11 protein-coding genes are annotated in these 15,717 nt (G+C 59.5%); 3 read left to right on the top strand and 8 right to left on the bottom strand.

Annotated features, from left to right (window positions below; translation table 11 throughout):
- Window positions 1-42 precede the first annotated feature (42 nt).
- Window positions 43-858, bottom strand: a complete 816-nt coding sequence (locus tag AF70_RS05680) for an AraC family transcriptional regulator (protein WP_019579018.1) — start codon at window positions 856-858, stop codon at window positions 43-45.
- A gap of 275 nt (window positions 859-1,133) precedes the next feature.
- Between AF70_RS05680 and AF70_RS05685 the strand changes: the two genes are divergently transcribed.
- The gene (locus AF70_RS05685) at window positions 1,134-1,409 is read left to right on the top strand and encodes a DUF1652 domain-containing protein (RefSeq protein WP_018926009.1); all 276 of its coding nucleotides are present in this window, start codon (window positions 1,134-1,136) and stop codon (window positions 1,407-1,409) included.
- A gap of 217 nt (window positions 1,410-1,626) precedes the next feature.
- On the opposite strand, the gene AF70_RS05690 is transcribed toward AF70_RS05685, so the two are convergent.
- The 3 genes from AF70_RS05690 to AF70_RS05700 all read right to left on the bottom strand — a co-directional run bounded on the left by AF70_RS05690 (window position 1,627) and on the right by AF70_RS05700 (window position 6,847).
- Window positions 1,627-2,823 (bottom strand): cystathionine gamma-synthase, encoded by a 1,197-nt coding sequence (locus AF70_RS05690; RefSeq protein ID WP_028940547.1) that lies wholly within the window; start codon window positions 2,821-2,823, stop codon window positions 1,627-1,629.
- Window positions 2,820-4,196: a pyridoxal-phosphate dependent enzyme gene (locus tag AF70_RS05695; RefSeq protein WP_019579020.1), complete on the bottom strand. Its 1,377-nt coding sequence runs from the start codon at window positions 4,194-4,196 to the stop codon at window positions 2,820-2,822. Before AF70_RS05695 ends, AF70_RS05690 begins: the two co-directional genes overlap by 4 nt.
- Window positions 4,197-4,372: 176 nt before the next feature.
- Window positions 4,373-6,847 (bottom strand): UvrD-helicase domain-containing protein, encoded by a 2,475-nt coding sequence (locus AF70_RS05700; protein WP_028940546.1) that lies wholly within the window; start codon window positions 6,845-6,847, stop codon window positions 4,373-4,375.
- Between the two features lie 280 nt (window positions 6,848-7,127).
- On the opposite strand from AF70_RS05700, the gene AF70_RS05705 reads away from it, so the two are divergent.
- On the top strand, window positions 7,128-7,823 hold the full coding sequence (locus AF70_RS05705; protein WP_019579022.1) for a pirin family protein: 696 nt from the start codon (window positions 7,128-7,130) through the stop codon (window positions 7,821-7,823).
- A 245-nt stretch (window positions 7,824-8,068) separates the two neighbouring features.
- Here AF70_RS05705 and pgm read toward each other — a convergent pair whose 3' ends face one another.
- The 4 genes from pgm to AF70_RS05725 form a co-directional block, all read right to left on the bottom strand.
- Window positions 8,069-9,715, bottom strand: coding sequence for a phosphoglucomutase (alpha-D-glucose-1,6-bisphosphate-dependent) (gene pgm / locus AF70_RS05710; protein ID WP_019579023.1), 1,647 nt, complete (start codon window positions 9,713-9,715; stop codon window positions 8,069-8,071).
- A 110-nt stretch (window positions 9,716-9,825) separates the two neighbouring features.
- Window positions 9,826-11,226, bottom strand: coding sequence for a PLP-dependent aminotransferase family protein (locus tag AF70_RS05715; protein ID WP_028940545.1), 1,401 nt, complete (start codon window positions 11,224-11,226; stop codon window positions 9,826-9,828).
- A gap of 67 nt (window positions 11,227-11,293) precedes the next feature.
- Complete coding sequence (locus tag AF70_RS05720; RefSeq protein WP_028940544.1) at window positions 11,294-12,784, bottom strand: hypothetical protein; 1,491 nt, start codon at window positions 12,782-12,784, stop codon at window positions 11,294-11,296.
- Window positions 12,785-13,371: 587 nt separating this feature from the next.
- Window positions 13,372-14,394 carry a zinc-dependent alcohol dehydrogenase family protein gene (locus AF70_RS05725; protein ID WP_019579026.1) on the bottom strand — a complete coding sequence of 341 codons (1,023 nt, stop codon included), beginning with the start codon at window positions 14,392-14,394 and terminating at the stop codon, window positions 13,372-13,374.
- A gap of 268 nt (window positions 14,395-14,662) precedes the next feature.
- Between AF70_RS05725 and AF70_RS05730 the strand changes: the two genes are divergently transcribed.
- A complete protein-coding gene (locus tag AF70_RS05730) occupies window positions 14,663-15,580 on the top strand; it encodes a LysR family transcriptional regulator (protein WP_019649901.1) in 918 nt (305 codons plus the stop codon).
- Window positions 15,581-15,717 lie beyond the last annotated feature (137 nt).

The following is a 15,717-nucleotide window of genomic DNA, read 5'->3' on the forward strand; positions in this document are numbered from 1 at the left end:
CGCCACTCAATACTTCGATGGCGTCGATCCTAGTGCGTGGGTTCAGGGGCTGTCTTGCGCGCGTGCACGCAAAGAAATTTGTTTGGCGTAAGCCTTGGGCGACAGACCGGTGTGCTGGCGGAAACAGCTGTAAAACGCCGACAGCGAATTGAAGCCTGCGGCAAAGGCCAGCTCATCGATACGCAGTGGTGGAGTGGCGCTGTCCAGTGCCGCGAGCAAATGCTGCAACCGCGCCTGATTGACGTAACGGTAGAAGCTTTGGCCGAGCACCTGGTTCAACAAGTAGGAAATCTGATTGCGGCTGTACCCGCACTCCTTCGCCACCCGTTGCAGATCGAGCTCGGGATCCAGATATGGTTGCTGACGCTGAAAATACTGCTGCAGGTCGTCGGCCATGAAACTTAGCTGCCGCGGTGACAGTCCGAGCCGACTGACCGCCGGGCGCAGGTTGCGGGGGGCTTTGCCGGACGCTTGTTCGTGTACGAGGGTGGCGTATTCATTGACCCGCCAGATCAGCCCGTCACGCACGGTGATCGCCTCGCTGGTCCGAAACGACACCAGCCCTTCACCGCCGCGAAGGGTGATGCGGTATTGAATGAACGCCGTGTCGCCATCCAGTCGAATACGGTCCGAGTGCTCCAGCGCCTCATCCGGATCCCGGGGCATGCTGTCACGCACGTAGTCGCGCAACGCGTCCAGCCCCATCACTCGGTTCTGGAAAAAGTCGTTGTACTGAATGTCCGGGTGATAAAGCGCCATCACACCATCCAGATCCCGGTGCTTCCAGCGCAGGTGGTAACGCATGACCGTGTCGCCCGTGGCCTGGGTTTGCGACGGACCATCATCATCGGCGTGCATAGAGGACTCGACGAGAAAAAACCGAGCTTGCCGAAGTTCGGTCCGGGCTTCAATGACCAATGGGATGCCCGGCAATGCTGGCCCTTGGCCGAGATGCCGATATCTCATGACCTGCATCAAAAAAAACTGAACCAATCGCTGAACGGTCTGAAAAATTCCACATGATTTTCACATCCGGGTGCTACTTTTAAAGACAGTCACCGGTTGAGCCATTGAAGGCTCTTCCCTCCTAACATGAGCTAAAGGAAGCGCTCGATGAAGAAGGTGGGCAACACATGAATCAAGGTTCATTCAGCAAGGTCACTTTTCCAAATGCCTGCCAGCTGATGCGCTGGCATTTTCATCCCATGGGTTTCGAAGCGACCATGGATGCACCGGGCAGCATGGTTGCTCGTCTATTCGACCGAGCCAGCGGCGAAACCATGATCGCCATTGCCGGCATTCCTTGTGCAACGGTCATGAATGCCGCCGATGTAGAGCGGATTATCGAAGCGGTCGAGGATGAGCTGGAAGCGTTCATTCCTCCGCAGACTCTCAGGAGTTATGCCTGACAGCCAACACCCGACAAAAAGCCCGCTTGTCGATTTAGCGGGCTTTTTGTAGCAGCTGTCGAGCCCGATCGGCTTGTAGCAGCTGTCGAGCCTGCGAGGCTGCGTTCGGCGGCGAAGCCGTCGTGAATCCTGTTGACACCGTCTGCCTGATACACCGCGAGTTATGATTTTACGACGGCTTCGCCGCCGAACGCAGCCTCGCGCTGCTCGGCAGCTGCTACAAGGAATGCGTCGCCGCAACTTGCATCAGCGCCTGGGCCAGATCGGCGCGCAGGTCTTCGACATCCTCCACCCCCACAGACAAACGCACCAGCGCATCGCTGATACCTAGCTGTGCGCGTGTTTCTGCGGGAATGGTGGCGTGAGTCATGATCGCCGGGTGCTCGATCAGGCTTTCCACCCCGCCCAGGCTCTCGGCCAAGGCAAAGATCCGCACACTCTCGAGAAAACGTCTGGCGCCCGTCAGGTCGCTGTTCAGCTCGACGGAAATCATCCCGCCGAACCCGCGCATCTGCCGCCGCGCCAATTCGTGCTGCGGGTGCGATGGCAGGCCCGGATAATACACGCGTGCCACTTGCGGCTGACGCTCCAGCCATTGCGCCAACTCCAGCGCGTTGCTGCAATGACGTTCCATGCGCAGCGCCAGGGTCTTCACCCCGCGCAAGGTGAGGAACGCGTCGAACGGCCCGGCGATCGCCCCCACTGCGTTCTGCAGAAAGCCCAGGCGCTCGGCCAGTTCCGCATTCTGCCCGACCACTGCAATGCCGCCGATCACGTCGGAATGACCATTGAGGTACTTGGTCGTCGAGTGCAGCACGATATCGAAGCCCAATTCCAGAGGACGCTGGATCCACGGACTGGCGAAGGTGTTGTCCGCCACGCAGATGATGCCTCGCTCGCGACAGATCCGCGCGACGGCGGCGAGGTCGGTCAGGCTTAACAAAGGATTGCTCGGCGTCTCGACCCAAACCATCCGCGTGTCGTCCTGCAGCGCGGCTTCGAAGGTCGCCAGATCAGTCATATCGACGAAGCTGAAGCGATGCCCGGCGCTGCGCCGGCGTACCCGCTCGAACAGGCGGAAAGTCCCACCATACAGATCATTGCCGGAGACGATGTGCGCGCCTGCGTCGAGTAGTTCGAGTACGGTGCCGATCGCCGCCAGTCCGGAAGCAAAGGCGAACGCCTGGGTGCCGCCCTCAAGGTCCGCCACGCAACGCTCCAGCGCAAAGCGCGTCGGGTTGTGCGAACGCCCGTAATCGAAGCCCTTGTGCACACCGGGACTCTGCTGCGCATAGGTGGAGTTGGCGTAAATCGGCGGCATCAGCGCCCCGGTGGTCGGGTCCGGTGTTTGTCCGGCATGGATCACACGGGTGGCAAAGCCCCGTGGCGCGGTGCTTTCATCGTGCTGACTCATGCCAGGGACCTCCGCAAGTGATTGAGCATGTCGACGCGGGTAATCAGGCCATGGAAGCCCGAGGTGTCGGCGATGATCGCCACCAGCCCACGGTCGAGCACCGCCTCCAGCTCAGCAAGACTGGCGCCGGGAGGCAGGGTTTCGAGCTTGTCGGTCATCGCGCTGGTCACAGTCATGCGAAAATGCGTAGCGTCTTCATGCACGCCAAACAGAATATCGGACTCGTCGATGACCCCGACCAGCCGCTGCCCATCCACCAGCACCGGCAGTTGCGACACATCCGCCAGGCGCATGCGCTGGAAGGCGGTGAGCAAGGTATCGTCCGGCCCCACGCTGACCACCCGGCCATCCTCGAAACGCCGGGCGATCAGGTCACGCAAATCGCCGTAGCGTTTGCGCGCCAGCAGGCCCTGATCGTTCATCCACTGGTCGTTATAGATCTTCGACAGATAACGGGTGCCGGTGTCGCAAACGAAACTGACCACCCGCTTCGGCTCGGTTTGCTCGCGGCAATAGCGCAATGCCGCCGCCAGCAAGGTGCCAGTCGAAGAGCCGCCGAGAATGCCTTCGGCGCGCAGCAGTTGGCGGGCATGATCGAAGCTTTCCTCGTCGCTGATCGAATAGGCCTTGCGCACGCTGGAAAGGTCGGCAATCGATGGAATGAAGTCTTCGCCGATACCCTCCACCGCCCAAGAGCCCGGCGTACCGAGGATCCCGCTGCGGCTGTACTCGGCCATCACCGAGCCGACCGGGTCGGCCAGCACCATTTCCAGATTCGGTTGTACGCGCTGAAAGAAACGAGTCAGCCCGGTCAGCGTGCCGGCCGAACCGACGCCGACGACAATGGCATCCACATCATGCTGAGTCTGCGCCCAGATCTCCGGCGCGGTGCTGCACTCGTGGGCCAGCGGGTTGGCCGGGTTGTTGAATTGATCGGCGAAGAACGCGTCGGGAATATCCTTGGTCAATCGCGCCGCGACATCCTGGTAATAATCGGGATGGCCCTTGCCGACGTCGGAGCGGGTGATGTGCACTTCGGCGCCCATCGCCTTGAGGTGCAGGACCTTCTCGGTGGACATTTTGTCCGGCACCACCAGCACCACCCGGTAACCCTTGGCGCGGCCAACCAGTGCCAGCCCCAGACCGGTGTTGCCGGCCGTGGCCTCGACGATGGTGCCGCCGGGGCGCAGGCGACCATCGCGCTCGGCGGCGTCGATCATCGCCAGGCCGATGCGATCCTTGATCGATCCACCGGGGTTCTGCGATTCGAGTTTGAGAAACAGCGTGCATGGGCCGGTATCGAAGCGGCTGACACGCACCAGCGGCGTATTGCCGATCAGTTCGAGCACGGCGGGACGGGAGTTGTTCGGCATGTCGTCACCTCGCAGCGGAATCCGCACTGGATGGACAGCGACCCGCGGCGAGCATCGCGCGCCAGTCGCCAGCAAAGCCTCGCTTGGACCATAGGCCGGGATTGCGCGCCCCGCAACTTTTCGTAGCCAGTCGGTAACGTCGTCGCCTGAACGCCGCTACCTGAGAGTTCCCGGTTTCATGCAGGCACTTTTCCCTGACGGTGATCGGCAAAAAACGCCTTGCCCTTGCCGATCCGGTCGGAGGCCTTGGGCATGTTCGCCGCCTGGGTATCCTGGCCATCGACATACCAGTAGCAATGACTCACCGCGCGAGTGATGCCCACGTAGGCCAGACGCAGGATCTCGTCTTTCTGCGCGCTGTCGTAGGGTTCGCTGTCGCCGGCCTTGCCGAGCCCGGCCATGCGATAGACCTGGTTCTTGTAAGGCGAACTGGTCAGATGCTGGCAATCGCCCAGCAGGAATACCGCATCAGCTTGCAGGCCCTTGGCGCTGTGATAGGTCAGTTGCTTGAGCCGCCGTGCGTCGTACGGCAAGCTAGAATCCACATTAACTACCGACTGAATATGCTCTTCAATCAATGACTTATCGCTGCTTTTTCGATAAAGCATCAAGATCGAATCGCCTTTTCTGTAGTGTTCGATCAAACGCTGGGCCATGCCCTGGTCATCCCGATCAAGCACATTCACCGGCAGCAAGGCCTTGGGTTCACCGCTGGCCTTGGCTTTCTTGCCGGCGATTGCCGGTGCCGCACGGACGATATGTTCCGCCGCGTCGATGATGTGCTGATGGCTGCGGTAATTGTCGCTGAGCATCACCTTGGTCGTGCTCGGTGACGGGAACTCCTTGTTGAACTCCATGAAGTAGCTCGGCGAACTGCCACGCCAGCCGTAGATCGATTGCCAGTCGTCCCCCACACACAGCAATGACGAACGTTGCGCCCCGCGCCCTACGTGCATGGCCGGGCCACGACTGCGGATCTCGGCCAGGCTGGCGCGAATCCAGGAAACGATCTGCGGCGACACGTCCTGGAACTCATCGATCATCAAGTGCGACATCGGCCTGAGCAGTTCATCGCTGAGCAACTTGAGATTCTCCGGTGAATGCTCGCTGAACAGGGCAAACATCCGGTTGTAGGTCATCACAGGTGGCGATTGATCCAGCAGATGATCTTCCAGCGCTCGCCAGAACAGGCTCAAGGCCTCGAAGAAGAATCGGTCCGGGTCATCCTTGGCGAAACTCATCTGGCCCACGGCATTGGGCACATCCAGGCCGAGGTTTTCGATAAACCCGGCTGCCGCGACAAAACAGTCCAGCAACGGCGCGGAAGCAAGCTCGCCCTTGACCTTGTAATCGAAGCCCGGCCCGGCGCTGGCGTCACCGGCAAGCGACGCCAAAACACGTTTTGAAGATTCGTAACTATCCATCCATATCAATGGCTTACGACAGAAAGCTTGAAACAAGGTGCGCTTTACAGCCCATTCCGCACGCACGGTCAGCTTGGCATTCGGGCGGCTGACCTGCGGATTTTCCCGAGGATCGAAACCCAGCACCACCCAGGCATCCAGCGCCGGAATATAACCGTGGCAATGGAAGGTCGAACCGTTGATGTCGAAGGTCTGACGATTCGGCTCGATGCCCTTGATCGGCCAGGCACCGGCGCGAAACCACAGGTCCTCGATGGTGTCGCACAGCTCTTCATCGCGCTTGGCCGCCAGTTCAGTCACCGCCATGCGCTTTTGCACGTCCGGGTGATCACGTTCCAGTTCCTTGAGCTGCAAGGCGTGACGAGACAACGGCTTGATCAACTCGCGGAAACGCTCATCGCGGGTATGCAGGCTATGATAGCAGGCGTTGAGTTGCTGGCGCTGGGCATCGTTGATTCGCAGGTCGAAGGGGTTGCTGTCGACCTCCTCATCGGCGCCCTGCGCGCGAAAGCTGAGGTTTTCGAAGGCTTGTAGCCGTTCGAAACCCGGCAGGCTGCGTACCATTGGCAGGATCCGCGAATGAAAAGTGCGCACCAGGTCCCGCGCTTCTTTGAAGCTGAGTGCCCGACCCCACACGGCAAACAGTTCGATCAGCTTATTGATGAAGTCCTTGCGCGACTCGCGGGTGAAGGTCACCACGGTCATCGAGCTCAGCTCAAACCCCAGGTAATGGCTGAGCAGCAGAATTCGCAGCACCAGGGTGGTCGACTTGCCCGCACCCGCCCCGGCGATCACCGAAGTCGACGGTGTGTCACTGAAAATCATTTTCCATTGAGCAGCGCTCGGCTGGGCATGCGCAGGCAACAGTCGCGCCACGTCGGCCTTCATGCGCTTCTTCAGCTCGGCGCTCAATGGCAGGCGCCAATCGTCGAACAGGTTGTCATCGACGTTGGGCGGTCGATGCTCGGTCGAGCGCGAGTCACGGATCAGTAGCACTTGCCGGCCTTCTTCCAGCCCCTCGAGCTTGCCTTCCTTATGCCCGTATTCCACACCGGCGCTGTGACCGCTGCGAAAACCGTCGGCTTGCCCGTGCAGCCAGGACGCACGGTGTTGCGCGCGCAAGCGGGTCAGGCCGTGGCCAAAGAACCGGGCGGCCAGACGTTTGAGCAAAGGCATCTCGGCCAAGGGACGAAGTTCGGGCGGAAGATCGGGTGTGTGTTGCGGCACGCAGGCGGACTCCAGTGTGTGAGGCTGTCGAGGGCTATGGTGTCTGCATTTGCCGTTGAGTTCTAGTGAAATGCTTACAGGTCATTGGCTTATGCGATGAAGTGAAGGCTGGATGAGAAAAATTCGAGATTATTCGATATCAAATAATTCGATTGTATTGAGGCATTTTTTACGCTTTTTATCGATGGGTACCTGATGGATGATACTGACCATCAACCACCGGTTCTCGTTTGTGGCTCAGACGTTCTGCCCCATGACGAACCTTTTTCAGGAGACGATCATGCTTGAACTCAGACCTTTCAACTCCCTGGGCGGCGCGCACCATGGCTGGCTGGATGCCCATCACCACTTTTCGTTCGCCGAGTACTACGACCCCAAACGCATGAACTGGGGCAACCTGCGGGTGTGGAACGATGATGTGATTGCCCCCGGCACCGGGTTCCCGCAACACCCGCACCGGGACATGGAAATCATCACCTACGTTCGTGAAGGCGCGATTACCCACCAGGACAACCTGGGCAACAAGGGCCGTACCGAAGCCGGTGATGTGCAGGTCATGAGCGCCGGCACCGGGATCGCCCACAGTGAGTACAACCTGGAAGCGACCGAGACCCGGATCTTTCAGATCTGGATCATCCCCAACGAAACCGGTCTGGCACCGTCGTGGGGCGCCAAGCCCTTCCCCAAAGGCCAGCGCGAAGGCTTCGTGACCCTGGCCAGTGGCAAGGCCGGCGACGATCAAAGCCTGCGGATTCGCGCCGATGCACGTCTGGTGGCGGCCAACCTGAAAGCCGGGGAAACGGCTGAATATCGTCTGGACAGTGGCCGTCGCGCTTATCTGGTGCCAGCGACAGGAGCGATTGAAGTCAATGGCTTGCGCGCACAAGCTCGAGACGGGGTTGCGATAGCCGATGAGCAAGTGTTGCGGGTGACTGCGATTGAGGACAGTGAAATCGTGTTGGTGGATTTGGCTTGATAAGGTAAATGCGCGACAAAAAAAGGGGCGACCGTTAATGGTCGCCCCTTTTTTATGTGTAGCCATTTTGGTGAGGGGATTTACCGTGGCGAGGGGGCTTGCCCCCGTTGGGTTGCGAAGCAGCCCCAAAACCAGCAAGCGCGGTGCATCAGGTACACCGCATGCAATGGTTTACGACTGCTTCGCAGCCGAACGGGGGCAAGCCCCCTCGCCACAGGCAAGCTCCCTCACCACAGGACTTTCAATCACTTCGCAGAAATTGCGCCATCTACCAGTGTCTGAGCCTCGGCCACCAGTTGTTTCAGGTGGTCGTCACTGACAAAGCTTTCTGCGTAAATCTTGTAGATGTCCTCGGTGCCCGACGGCCGAGCCGCGAACCAGCCGTTCTCGGTCATGACTTTCAGGCCGCCGATGGCCTGGTCGTTGCCCGGTGCATGGCTGAGGATGCTCTGGATCGCTTCGCCCGCCAGTTGAGTCGAGGTGACCTGCTCCGGCGACAATTTGCTCAGCAGAGCTTTCTGTTCAGGGTTGGCCTTGGCGTCAACGCGTACCGAGAACGGCTCACCCAGTTCATCGGTCAACGCGCGATAGGCCTGGCTTGGATCACGGCCCGTGCGAGCGGTCATTTCAGCGGCCAGCAGCGCCGGAATCAAACCGTCTTTGTCGGTACTCCAGACACCGCCGTCCTTACGCAGGAACGACGCACCGGCACTTTCTTCACCGCCAAAACCCAGGGAGCCGTCAAACAGACCGTCGGCAAACCATTTGAAGCCGACCGGCACTTCGTACAGACGACGGCCCAGACGTTTGGCGACGCGATCGATCAAGCCGCTGCTGACCACGGTCTTACCCACGGCCGCATCGGCGCGCCACTGTGGACGGTTCTGGAACAGGTAGTCGATCGACACCGCGAGGTAGTTGTTCGGCGCCAGCAAACCACCGGACGGGGTCACGATGCCATGGCGGTCGTGATCCGGGTCGCAGGCAAACGCCACGTCGAAACGCTCTTTCAGGCCGATCAGGCCTTGCATCGCGTGGCTGGAAGATGGGTCCATGCGGATCTGCCCGTCCCAGTCAACGGTCATGAAACGGAACGTTGCATCAACCTGTTTATTTACCACTTCCAGGTCCAGGCGGTAGTGCTCGGCAATTGCCGACCAGTAGCGCACCCCTGCTCCGCCCAGCGGATCGACACCCAGACGCAGCTTCGCATCGCGGATGGCGTCGAAGTCGATCACGTTGATCAGGTCAGCGACATAGGTGTTGAGGTAATCATGACGATGGGTAGTGCTGGCCTTCAGGGCCTGCTCGTAGCTGATGCGTTTGACGCCGGCGAGTTTGGCTGCCAGCAACTCGTTGGCCTTGGCTTCGATCCACTTGGTGATGTGGGTATCGGCCGGGCCGCCGTTGGTTGGGTTGTACTTGTAGCCACCGCTTTGCGGCGGGTTGTGGGACGGCGTGATGACGATGCCGTCCGCCAGGCCTGAAGTGCGCCCGCGGTTGTAGCAAAGAATCGCATGGGAAATGGCCGGCGTCGGAGTGTACTCGTCGCCTTCGGCGATCATCACCGTCACACCGTTCGCTGCCAGCACTTCCAGGGCGCTGGCACCGGCCGGCGTGGACAGCGCGTGGGTGTCGATCCCGACGAACAGCGGGCCATCGATGCCCTGGGCTTCGCGGTACAGGCAGATCGCCTGGCTGATGGCCAGGACGTGCCATTCGTTGAAACTCAAGTCGAACGAGCTACCTCGGTGTCCGGACGTGCCGAAGGCGACGCGCTGGGTAGAAATGGCTGCATCGGGCTGGCCGGTGTAATAGGCCGTTACCAGTCGCGGGATGTCGACCAACAGTTCTGCCGGTGCCGGTTTGCCCGCAAAAGGACTGAGTGTCATGCAAAACCTCTGAGAGAGAGTAGTTCGGGATAGGAACGCAGTTTACTGACAGTTTGGCTGTCGCGCGACGTTATCGAATGTCAGGTTCCGAGGAGCTCTGGCGCCTCGGCTCAATCGATCGACTCCAGACGCAAGGCATCTCCAAGCAACCCCAGTGCAGCGACGAGCTCGTGGTCGCCACCGAACGTATGACTCAGGCGCAAGTGTTGCGCGTGCAGGCCCTGCAGACTGAACAACTCCCCCGGTGCGATGACCACTTGCTGCTTGAGCAGTCTCTGGAACACTCGATGTACATTGACCCGGCGCAACGAGCGAATCCACACCGTCGCCCCGCCCTGGGGCTCGACGAAATGCAGCGATTCCGGCAGACGCTCCTGGAGCAGTTGGGTCATCAGCACCATGCGCTCCTTGAGCAGTCGACGCAACACCAGCAGGTGTTGATCGATACGTCCGTTGCTGTACAGCCGTGCGATGGCTTTCTGACGAATCAGCGACAAACGGAATGCCCGCAGCAGAAAGTGCCGTTGCAGTTCGGCACGCAGTTGTCGCGAGAGCAGGTAACCAAAGGGTGCCTCCGAGCCAATGATTTTCTCGAAAGTGGAAAACACGATCAGCCGATCAGGGTCCACCAGGTCGCGAAACCGCAAGCCGCTCGGTTCGAATTCGAGCTCGCCGTAACAATCGTTTTCCAACACCCAACAGCCATGCCGTTCCAGCAGTTGCGCAGTGGACTGCCGGTTGTCGTCAGGCGCCACGCTCCCGCGCGGCATGTTCAGTCCAGATGAAAGCATCATCAGTCGCACCCGCCCGGTCTCGAGCAGTTCTCTCAGCTGTTCGAGATCCAGGCCACCACAGGCTTGCAGCGGCAGCTCGACAACCTGCACGTCTGCGTCCTGGAACAAGCGCAGAATCACCCAATCGCACGGCGACTCGACCACCACCACCGAATCTTTGAGCTCAAGAACGGCGATCAATATTTCAAGTACGCCGCGCATATCTGCGCCGATATAGACATCATCGGCATGCCAGCAGCGCGTCGGTGAAGTGGTGTAGCGTGCGGCAAGGGCCGTGCGCAGTTCCAACTCGCCGCAGGGTTGTGAAGACGGTTGCGGCTGGCGCGGATACTGGCGCAGCAATTCTCTCTCCAGCAACAACAACGGGCTGTCCAGGGGTTGTAACAACGCCGGTTCATCGGCGCTCAACACCAGCATGCCGGGGCGCCTGGCGTTGACATAGACCGTTTCGAGCAGGTCTTTGCCGCTGCCGGGCAGGCCGATAGAGGGCACCGGCAGTGCGTAATAACCTGACTTGGCAACCGAATAGATGCGTCCTTCCTTCTCCAGCAGCGAATAGGCGTATTGAATGGTCGAAATCGACACACTCAAACGATCCGCCAACTGCCGCAATGAGGGCAGGCGCACTCGCACGTCGCTGCCCGGCTCATTGATCAGATTGTTCAGGTAGCGGTACACCGCCTGGTACGCGAAATCGGAATCTCGTGATCCTTTCATGGGTGATGACCGAACACGCTACGAACGTCATGACGCACTCTCGATGCGTCCGCCAAACCAGGAGCGTTCACTGGCCCATCGACCATTCGCCAGTCACTGCTGTTTCATTCTCAGGGTCCATGCCTTCGACTTGCACGCCCGCGTGGCCGCTTTCCGTGCCTGGCACCCTACCCTCGTCCCGAACCACCGGCCCCATGCGGTAAAGCGTACCGATCAGGCTGACCGACAACCCGCTGACATCAACCATCCACTGCAGAACCTGCTCGGGTGCCGGACCGCCCTGCATCGCCCGGTGCAATTCCGGCAGCGCCACCAACATCCCAGGATGGCATTGACGAAGAAAATGCTCCAGGGCCGCGCCGTTATCGACGAACGGGGCGAACAGCAGGCATACCAGTTGGGCTTCACTCAAACCGAGGTTCCTTTGTGCCTCGGCCGTCGCCAATCCGCGCTGATCGGCCATGGTCAGCGGATTGCCGAAGGTCCCCATTGCCTGCTCGCAAAAACGCTCGGGCAATTGTTTACGGCGCATCATCACCAACGCCTGCTGCAGGTATTCGCTGACACTCTCTTCGTAGGTGCGACCGTGTACAAAGCGCGCTTGCAAGCCGCGAAGGTGCGCGGATATCGACAGGCTGACATAGTCGTTATCACTGAGCTGAGCCGTCAGTTCGTCAGGTTGAAACCCGAGGAAGTCAGTGAGCAGCGGCCAGCGCTCTTCCAGATTGCTGACCAGCATGTCGTGAATGTCCATGAAGGTCGTGCGACGGCAGACCTCAAAGCGCTCGGCAGGACGCCACGCAGCCTGAGAAAAGTCGGGATAAAACTCGCGATAGCAGTCGCTGCCCAGTTCATCGAGCCGCGCGAACAATCCCTCGTAGCCCGTTTCATGGCGGCTCGTCGGTGCAAGCCCAGCCTTGGCTGCAGCGCGGTTCAAACCCTCGATAAACTGCGCCTGCCGACGGGGGGAATCGCTGCTGATCATGACATCGACGCCGTTGTCCCAGCGGGCAATTTGTCCATAAAACTCACCCGTGGCCAGGTACCCGTCGTCCCACAACTCAAGCGGCCCGTTCCAGGCGCGACGGTGCCCGACCATCAGCAGGTTAAGCCGATTCGACTCACGGCCGGCTTCGGAGATTGGCGCCAAGTGATTGAACGGCAGGACCTCACGATTATCGACCATCAACATTTCGACCCGGGGATCGTCGTAGAGAAACAATGCACTGCTGCTGCGATGGATGTTTTCCAGTGCTGTCGAAGCCGTACCATTCAAGCGCAAAGTGGCCACTCGCAACTGAAACGTCGCCGGTGCCCGACTGGCGATACTCAGTTGCGCGGCGCGCAGCAGCGCCAGTGTGTAGCAGCTGTCACGGGACCCGGACTGGATCGCCAACACCTTGTAATCGCCGATACGCTCCATACCTCCAGCCGACACCACCAGGCGCTGAATCATCAGTTGCAATGCCGTGCGCTCCGCGCGAGAGAAAAAGCTCAGCAAGCGCTGCAGTACTTGTTGATAAACATAATTCATTGCCTGTTCATGGGTATGGGTCATCATTGTTTACCTGTTACTCATAAGTTCAACGCCACGCAAACAATTACATGCACTGCGCGACGGATTGCCTGTCATGAATGGGGTGCCGGGTTTGTTATCAAATGCTAGCACTTAAGCATTGTGTAATTATTTGAAATGGTTGCATGTCTCGGGAACCTCAATCAGGACTGGACCGCCGCAACGCCCGGCAGGACGGGTGCTTTTTGGCCCCGAGCGATTTCCTAGGAAATTTCCGACAACATCCCACAGACATGTAATACAAGAAATAAAGAAAGAAGTTGCCAATAAATGTATGGCCGCCGAGCGGCGTCGAATTATTTGTTGAGCATGTATTGCCGATGCGCGTTGAAAAGTTTCAACCTGATACCCAGCCATGACTCTTTCCTTGAGATGAAATAATCGTTCAATTATCAGGGCTTACATAATGATTAGAAGATACAGATCGAGAGCAAAAACCAGTTCAGTTGCTGAACCGCCCCACCGAAGGATCGATGGGCGTCTCATTTTGGAGGTTTTGACAGCGGAAAAGTCCGTGTTTGCACGGACCTTTCCAGAGGGGCTTATACAAAGAGGCTCGTACGAAAAGCTCAGGCAGGTTCGACCTCAAGGGCGACCCGTTCGCGGCATGGGCATTCGTCCATGTAGCGGTGCGCTTCGACAAACTGGGAAAACGGGAATACCCGAGTCTTGAGCGGCAGCAGCACATGGTCTGCTGTCAACTGGTTGATGTCGCGCAGGGCCCGTTGCAGTGCGGCCTGATCCTGGAGGATGCCCAGCTCCGGCTTGCCAGTGAAGTTGCCGATGCAGTGCACGAAGAACTGAATGTTCTTCTGGAACGCCGCACAGGCCGGAAATGGCGTCTGGTTACCACCTTGCAGACCATAGAGCACCAGGCTACCGCGAGGCGCGAGCACATCGCCGAGCAGCGACATCTGCGGGCCACCCAGGCCATCGAAAACCACATCGACGCCACGGTTGTCGGTAATTTTGTTGATCCGCATCAGCAGATCTTCTTCTTCGGTGACGATGACTTTTTCGGCACCCAGCGACAGCAGGTATTCACGCTCATCCGCAGTTTTGGTCGCAGCGATCACTCGCACGCCGAGGGCTTTGCCCAGTTGCACGAACGACGGCCCGGCGCAGTGACTGGCGTCGGTCACCAGAGCGAATTGCCCGGGTTTGACGCGCGCCAGATCGGTGTAGCCAAAGTAGGCGACCAGTAGCGGCGTGTAATGCACGCTGGCTTCGACCGGACTGAGCACATCCGGGTAGCGGGTCAACGCCGTGCGCGGCAGAACGATCTGTTCGCCGTAGACCGGATAGTCGTTGGGGCTTTCGGCCGGGAAACTGGCGACCTTGTCACCGACAGCCAGGTCATCGACACCCTCGCCGAGCGCCGTGACCACGCCGGCCATTTCATGACCCAGGCCTGAAGGCAGGCGAGCATGGGAGGAAGCCAGGTTCTGGCGCCAGAGAATGTCGTACCAGCTGATGCCAATCGCCTCGACACGCACCTGCACTTCGCCCGGTGCAGGCAGAGCGGCCGCATGCTCTTCGCATTTGAGCACCTCGGCTGGACCAAACTTGTGAAAACGGATCGTGCGGGACATCGCAAACCTCGTCAAAGTAACCTCTAATGCCCTGAACTCTATCTGGGCTTTCTACCCGAGACCATCAGTGGCTATTAATAGTCGACATGCCTGTCATTGATTCCGCAGCGACGGCGACATCATCCAATGCCGTAAAAACCGAAGCAGCCTTTCAGGGAAAACTGAATTACCCTGTGCAGAGTACCAGTCTTTCCCCGTAAGATTCACGCCGGCCATTGTTCTCATATGGTCGCTCACGTCAAGTTTGCTGAATCTGCCAGGACTCCAGATGAATCGTAATGACCTGCGTCGTGTCGACCTGAACCTGTTGATCGTTTTCGAAACACTGATGCACGAGCGCAGTGTGACCCGCGCTGCGGAGAAATTGTTCCTCGGCCAGCCGGCCATCAGTGCGGCGCTCTCGCGCCTGCGCGGGCTGTTCGATGACCCGTTGTTCGTGCGCACCGGCCGCAGCATGGAACCTTCCGCCCGAGCGGTGGAAATCTTCGCCCTGCTCTCGCCGGCCCTGGACTCGATTTCCACCGCAGTCAGTCGCGCGGCGGAATTCGATCCGGCCACCAGCACCGCGGTGTTCCGCATCGGCCTGTCGGACGATGTCGAATTCGCGTTGCTGCCGATGCTGCTCAAGCGGCTGCGCGCCGAGGCACCAGGCATCGTGCTGGTGGTGCGTCGGGCCAACTACATATTGATGCCGAACCTGTTGGCCTCGGGCGAAATTTCCATTGGCGTCAGCTACACCGCCGACCTGCCGGCCAATGCCAAGCGCAAGGTATTGCGCCGCAGCATGCCGAAACTGTTGCGGGCCGACACCGTGCCGGGGCCGTTGAGCCTGGATGACTTCTGCGCCCGCCCCCACGCGCTGGTGTCGTTCGCGGGCGACCTGAGCGGCTTTATAGATGAAGAGCTGGAGAAGCTGGGGCGCAAACGGCACGTGGTGTTGGCGGTGCCGCAGTTCAACGGGCTGAGCACACTGATCAGCGGCACCGACATCGTGGCCACCGTCCCGGACTACACCGCCGAAGCGTTGACCGCCGCCGGTGGTGTTCGGGCGGAAGATCCGCCGTTGCCGGTGCGCAGCTTTGAATTGCACATGGCCTGGCGCGGGTCGCAGGATAATGATCCGGGTGAGCGGTGGTTACGGTCGCGGATTCAGATGTTCTTTGGGGATCCGGATAGCCTGGCTTGATCCGGATTTTGTATCGAGGCTGATGACCTCTTCGCGGGCAAGCCCGCTCCCACAGGGATTCGTGGTGTTAATGAAATCTCCTGTGGAGCGAGCCTGCTCGCGATGGTCGCGACACAGCTTCAAGCCAGACCTTTGCA

The sequence above is a fragment of the Pseudomonas sp. KD5 genome (genome assembly GCF_012932895.1).
Classification (GTDB): Bacteria; Pseudomonadota; Gammaproteobacteria; order Pseudomonadales; family Pseudomonadaceae; genus Aquipseudomonas.

What these genes read in the sequence shown, in the direction of transcription:
- AF70_RS05705 (WP_019579022.1), top strand. Translation starts at nt 7,128, where the DNA reads ATGCTTGAACTCAGACCTTTCAACTCCCTGGGCGGCGCGCACCATGGC.
- AF70_RS05715 (WP_028940545.1), bottom strand. Translation starts at nt 11,226, where the DNA reads ATGAAAGGATCACGAGATTCCGATTTCGCGTACCAGGCGGTGTACCGC.
- AF70_RS05730 (WP_019649901.1), top strand. Translation starts at nt 14,663, where the DNA reads ATGAATCGTAATGACCTGCGTCGTGTCGACCTGAACCTGTTGATCGTT.
- AF70_RS05695 (WP_019579020.1), bottom strand. Translation starts at nt 4,196, where the DNA reads ATGCCGAACAACTCCCGTCCCGCCGTGCTCGAACTGATCGGCAATACG.
- AF70_RS05690 (WP_028940547.1), bottom strand. Translation starts at nt 2,823, where the DNA reads ATGAGTCAGCACGATGAAAGCACCGCGCCACGGGGCTTTGCCACCCGT.
- AF70_RS05685 (WP_018926009.1), top strand. Translation starts at nt 1,134, where the DNA reads ATGAATCAAGGTTCATTCAGCAAGGTCACTTTTCCAAATGCCTGCCAG.
- pgm (WP_019579023.1), bottom strand. Translation starts at nt 9,715, where the DNA reads ATGACACTCAGTCCTTTTGCGGGCAAACCGGCACCGGCAGAACTGTTG.
- AF70_RS05725 (WP_019579026.1), bottom strand. Translation starts at nt 14,394, where the DNA reads ATGTCCCGCACGATCCGTTTTCACAAGTTTGGTCCAGCCGAGGTGCTC.
- AF70_RS05720 (WP_028940544.1), bottom strand. Translation starts at nt 12,784, where the DNA reads ATGACCCATACCCATGAACAGGCAATGAATTATGTTTATCAACAAGTA.
- AF70_RS05680 (WP_019579018.1), bottom strand. Translation starts at nt 858, where the DNA reads ATGCACGCCGATGATGATGGTCCGTCGCAAACCCAGGCCACGGGCGAC.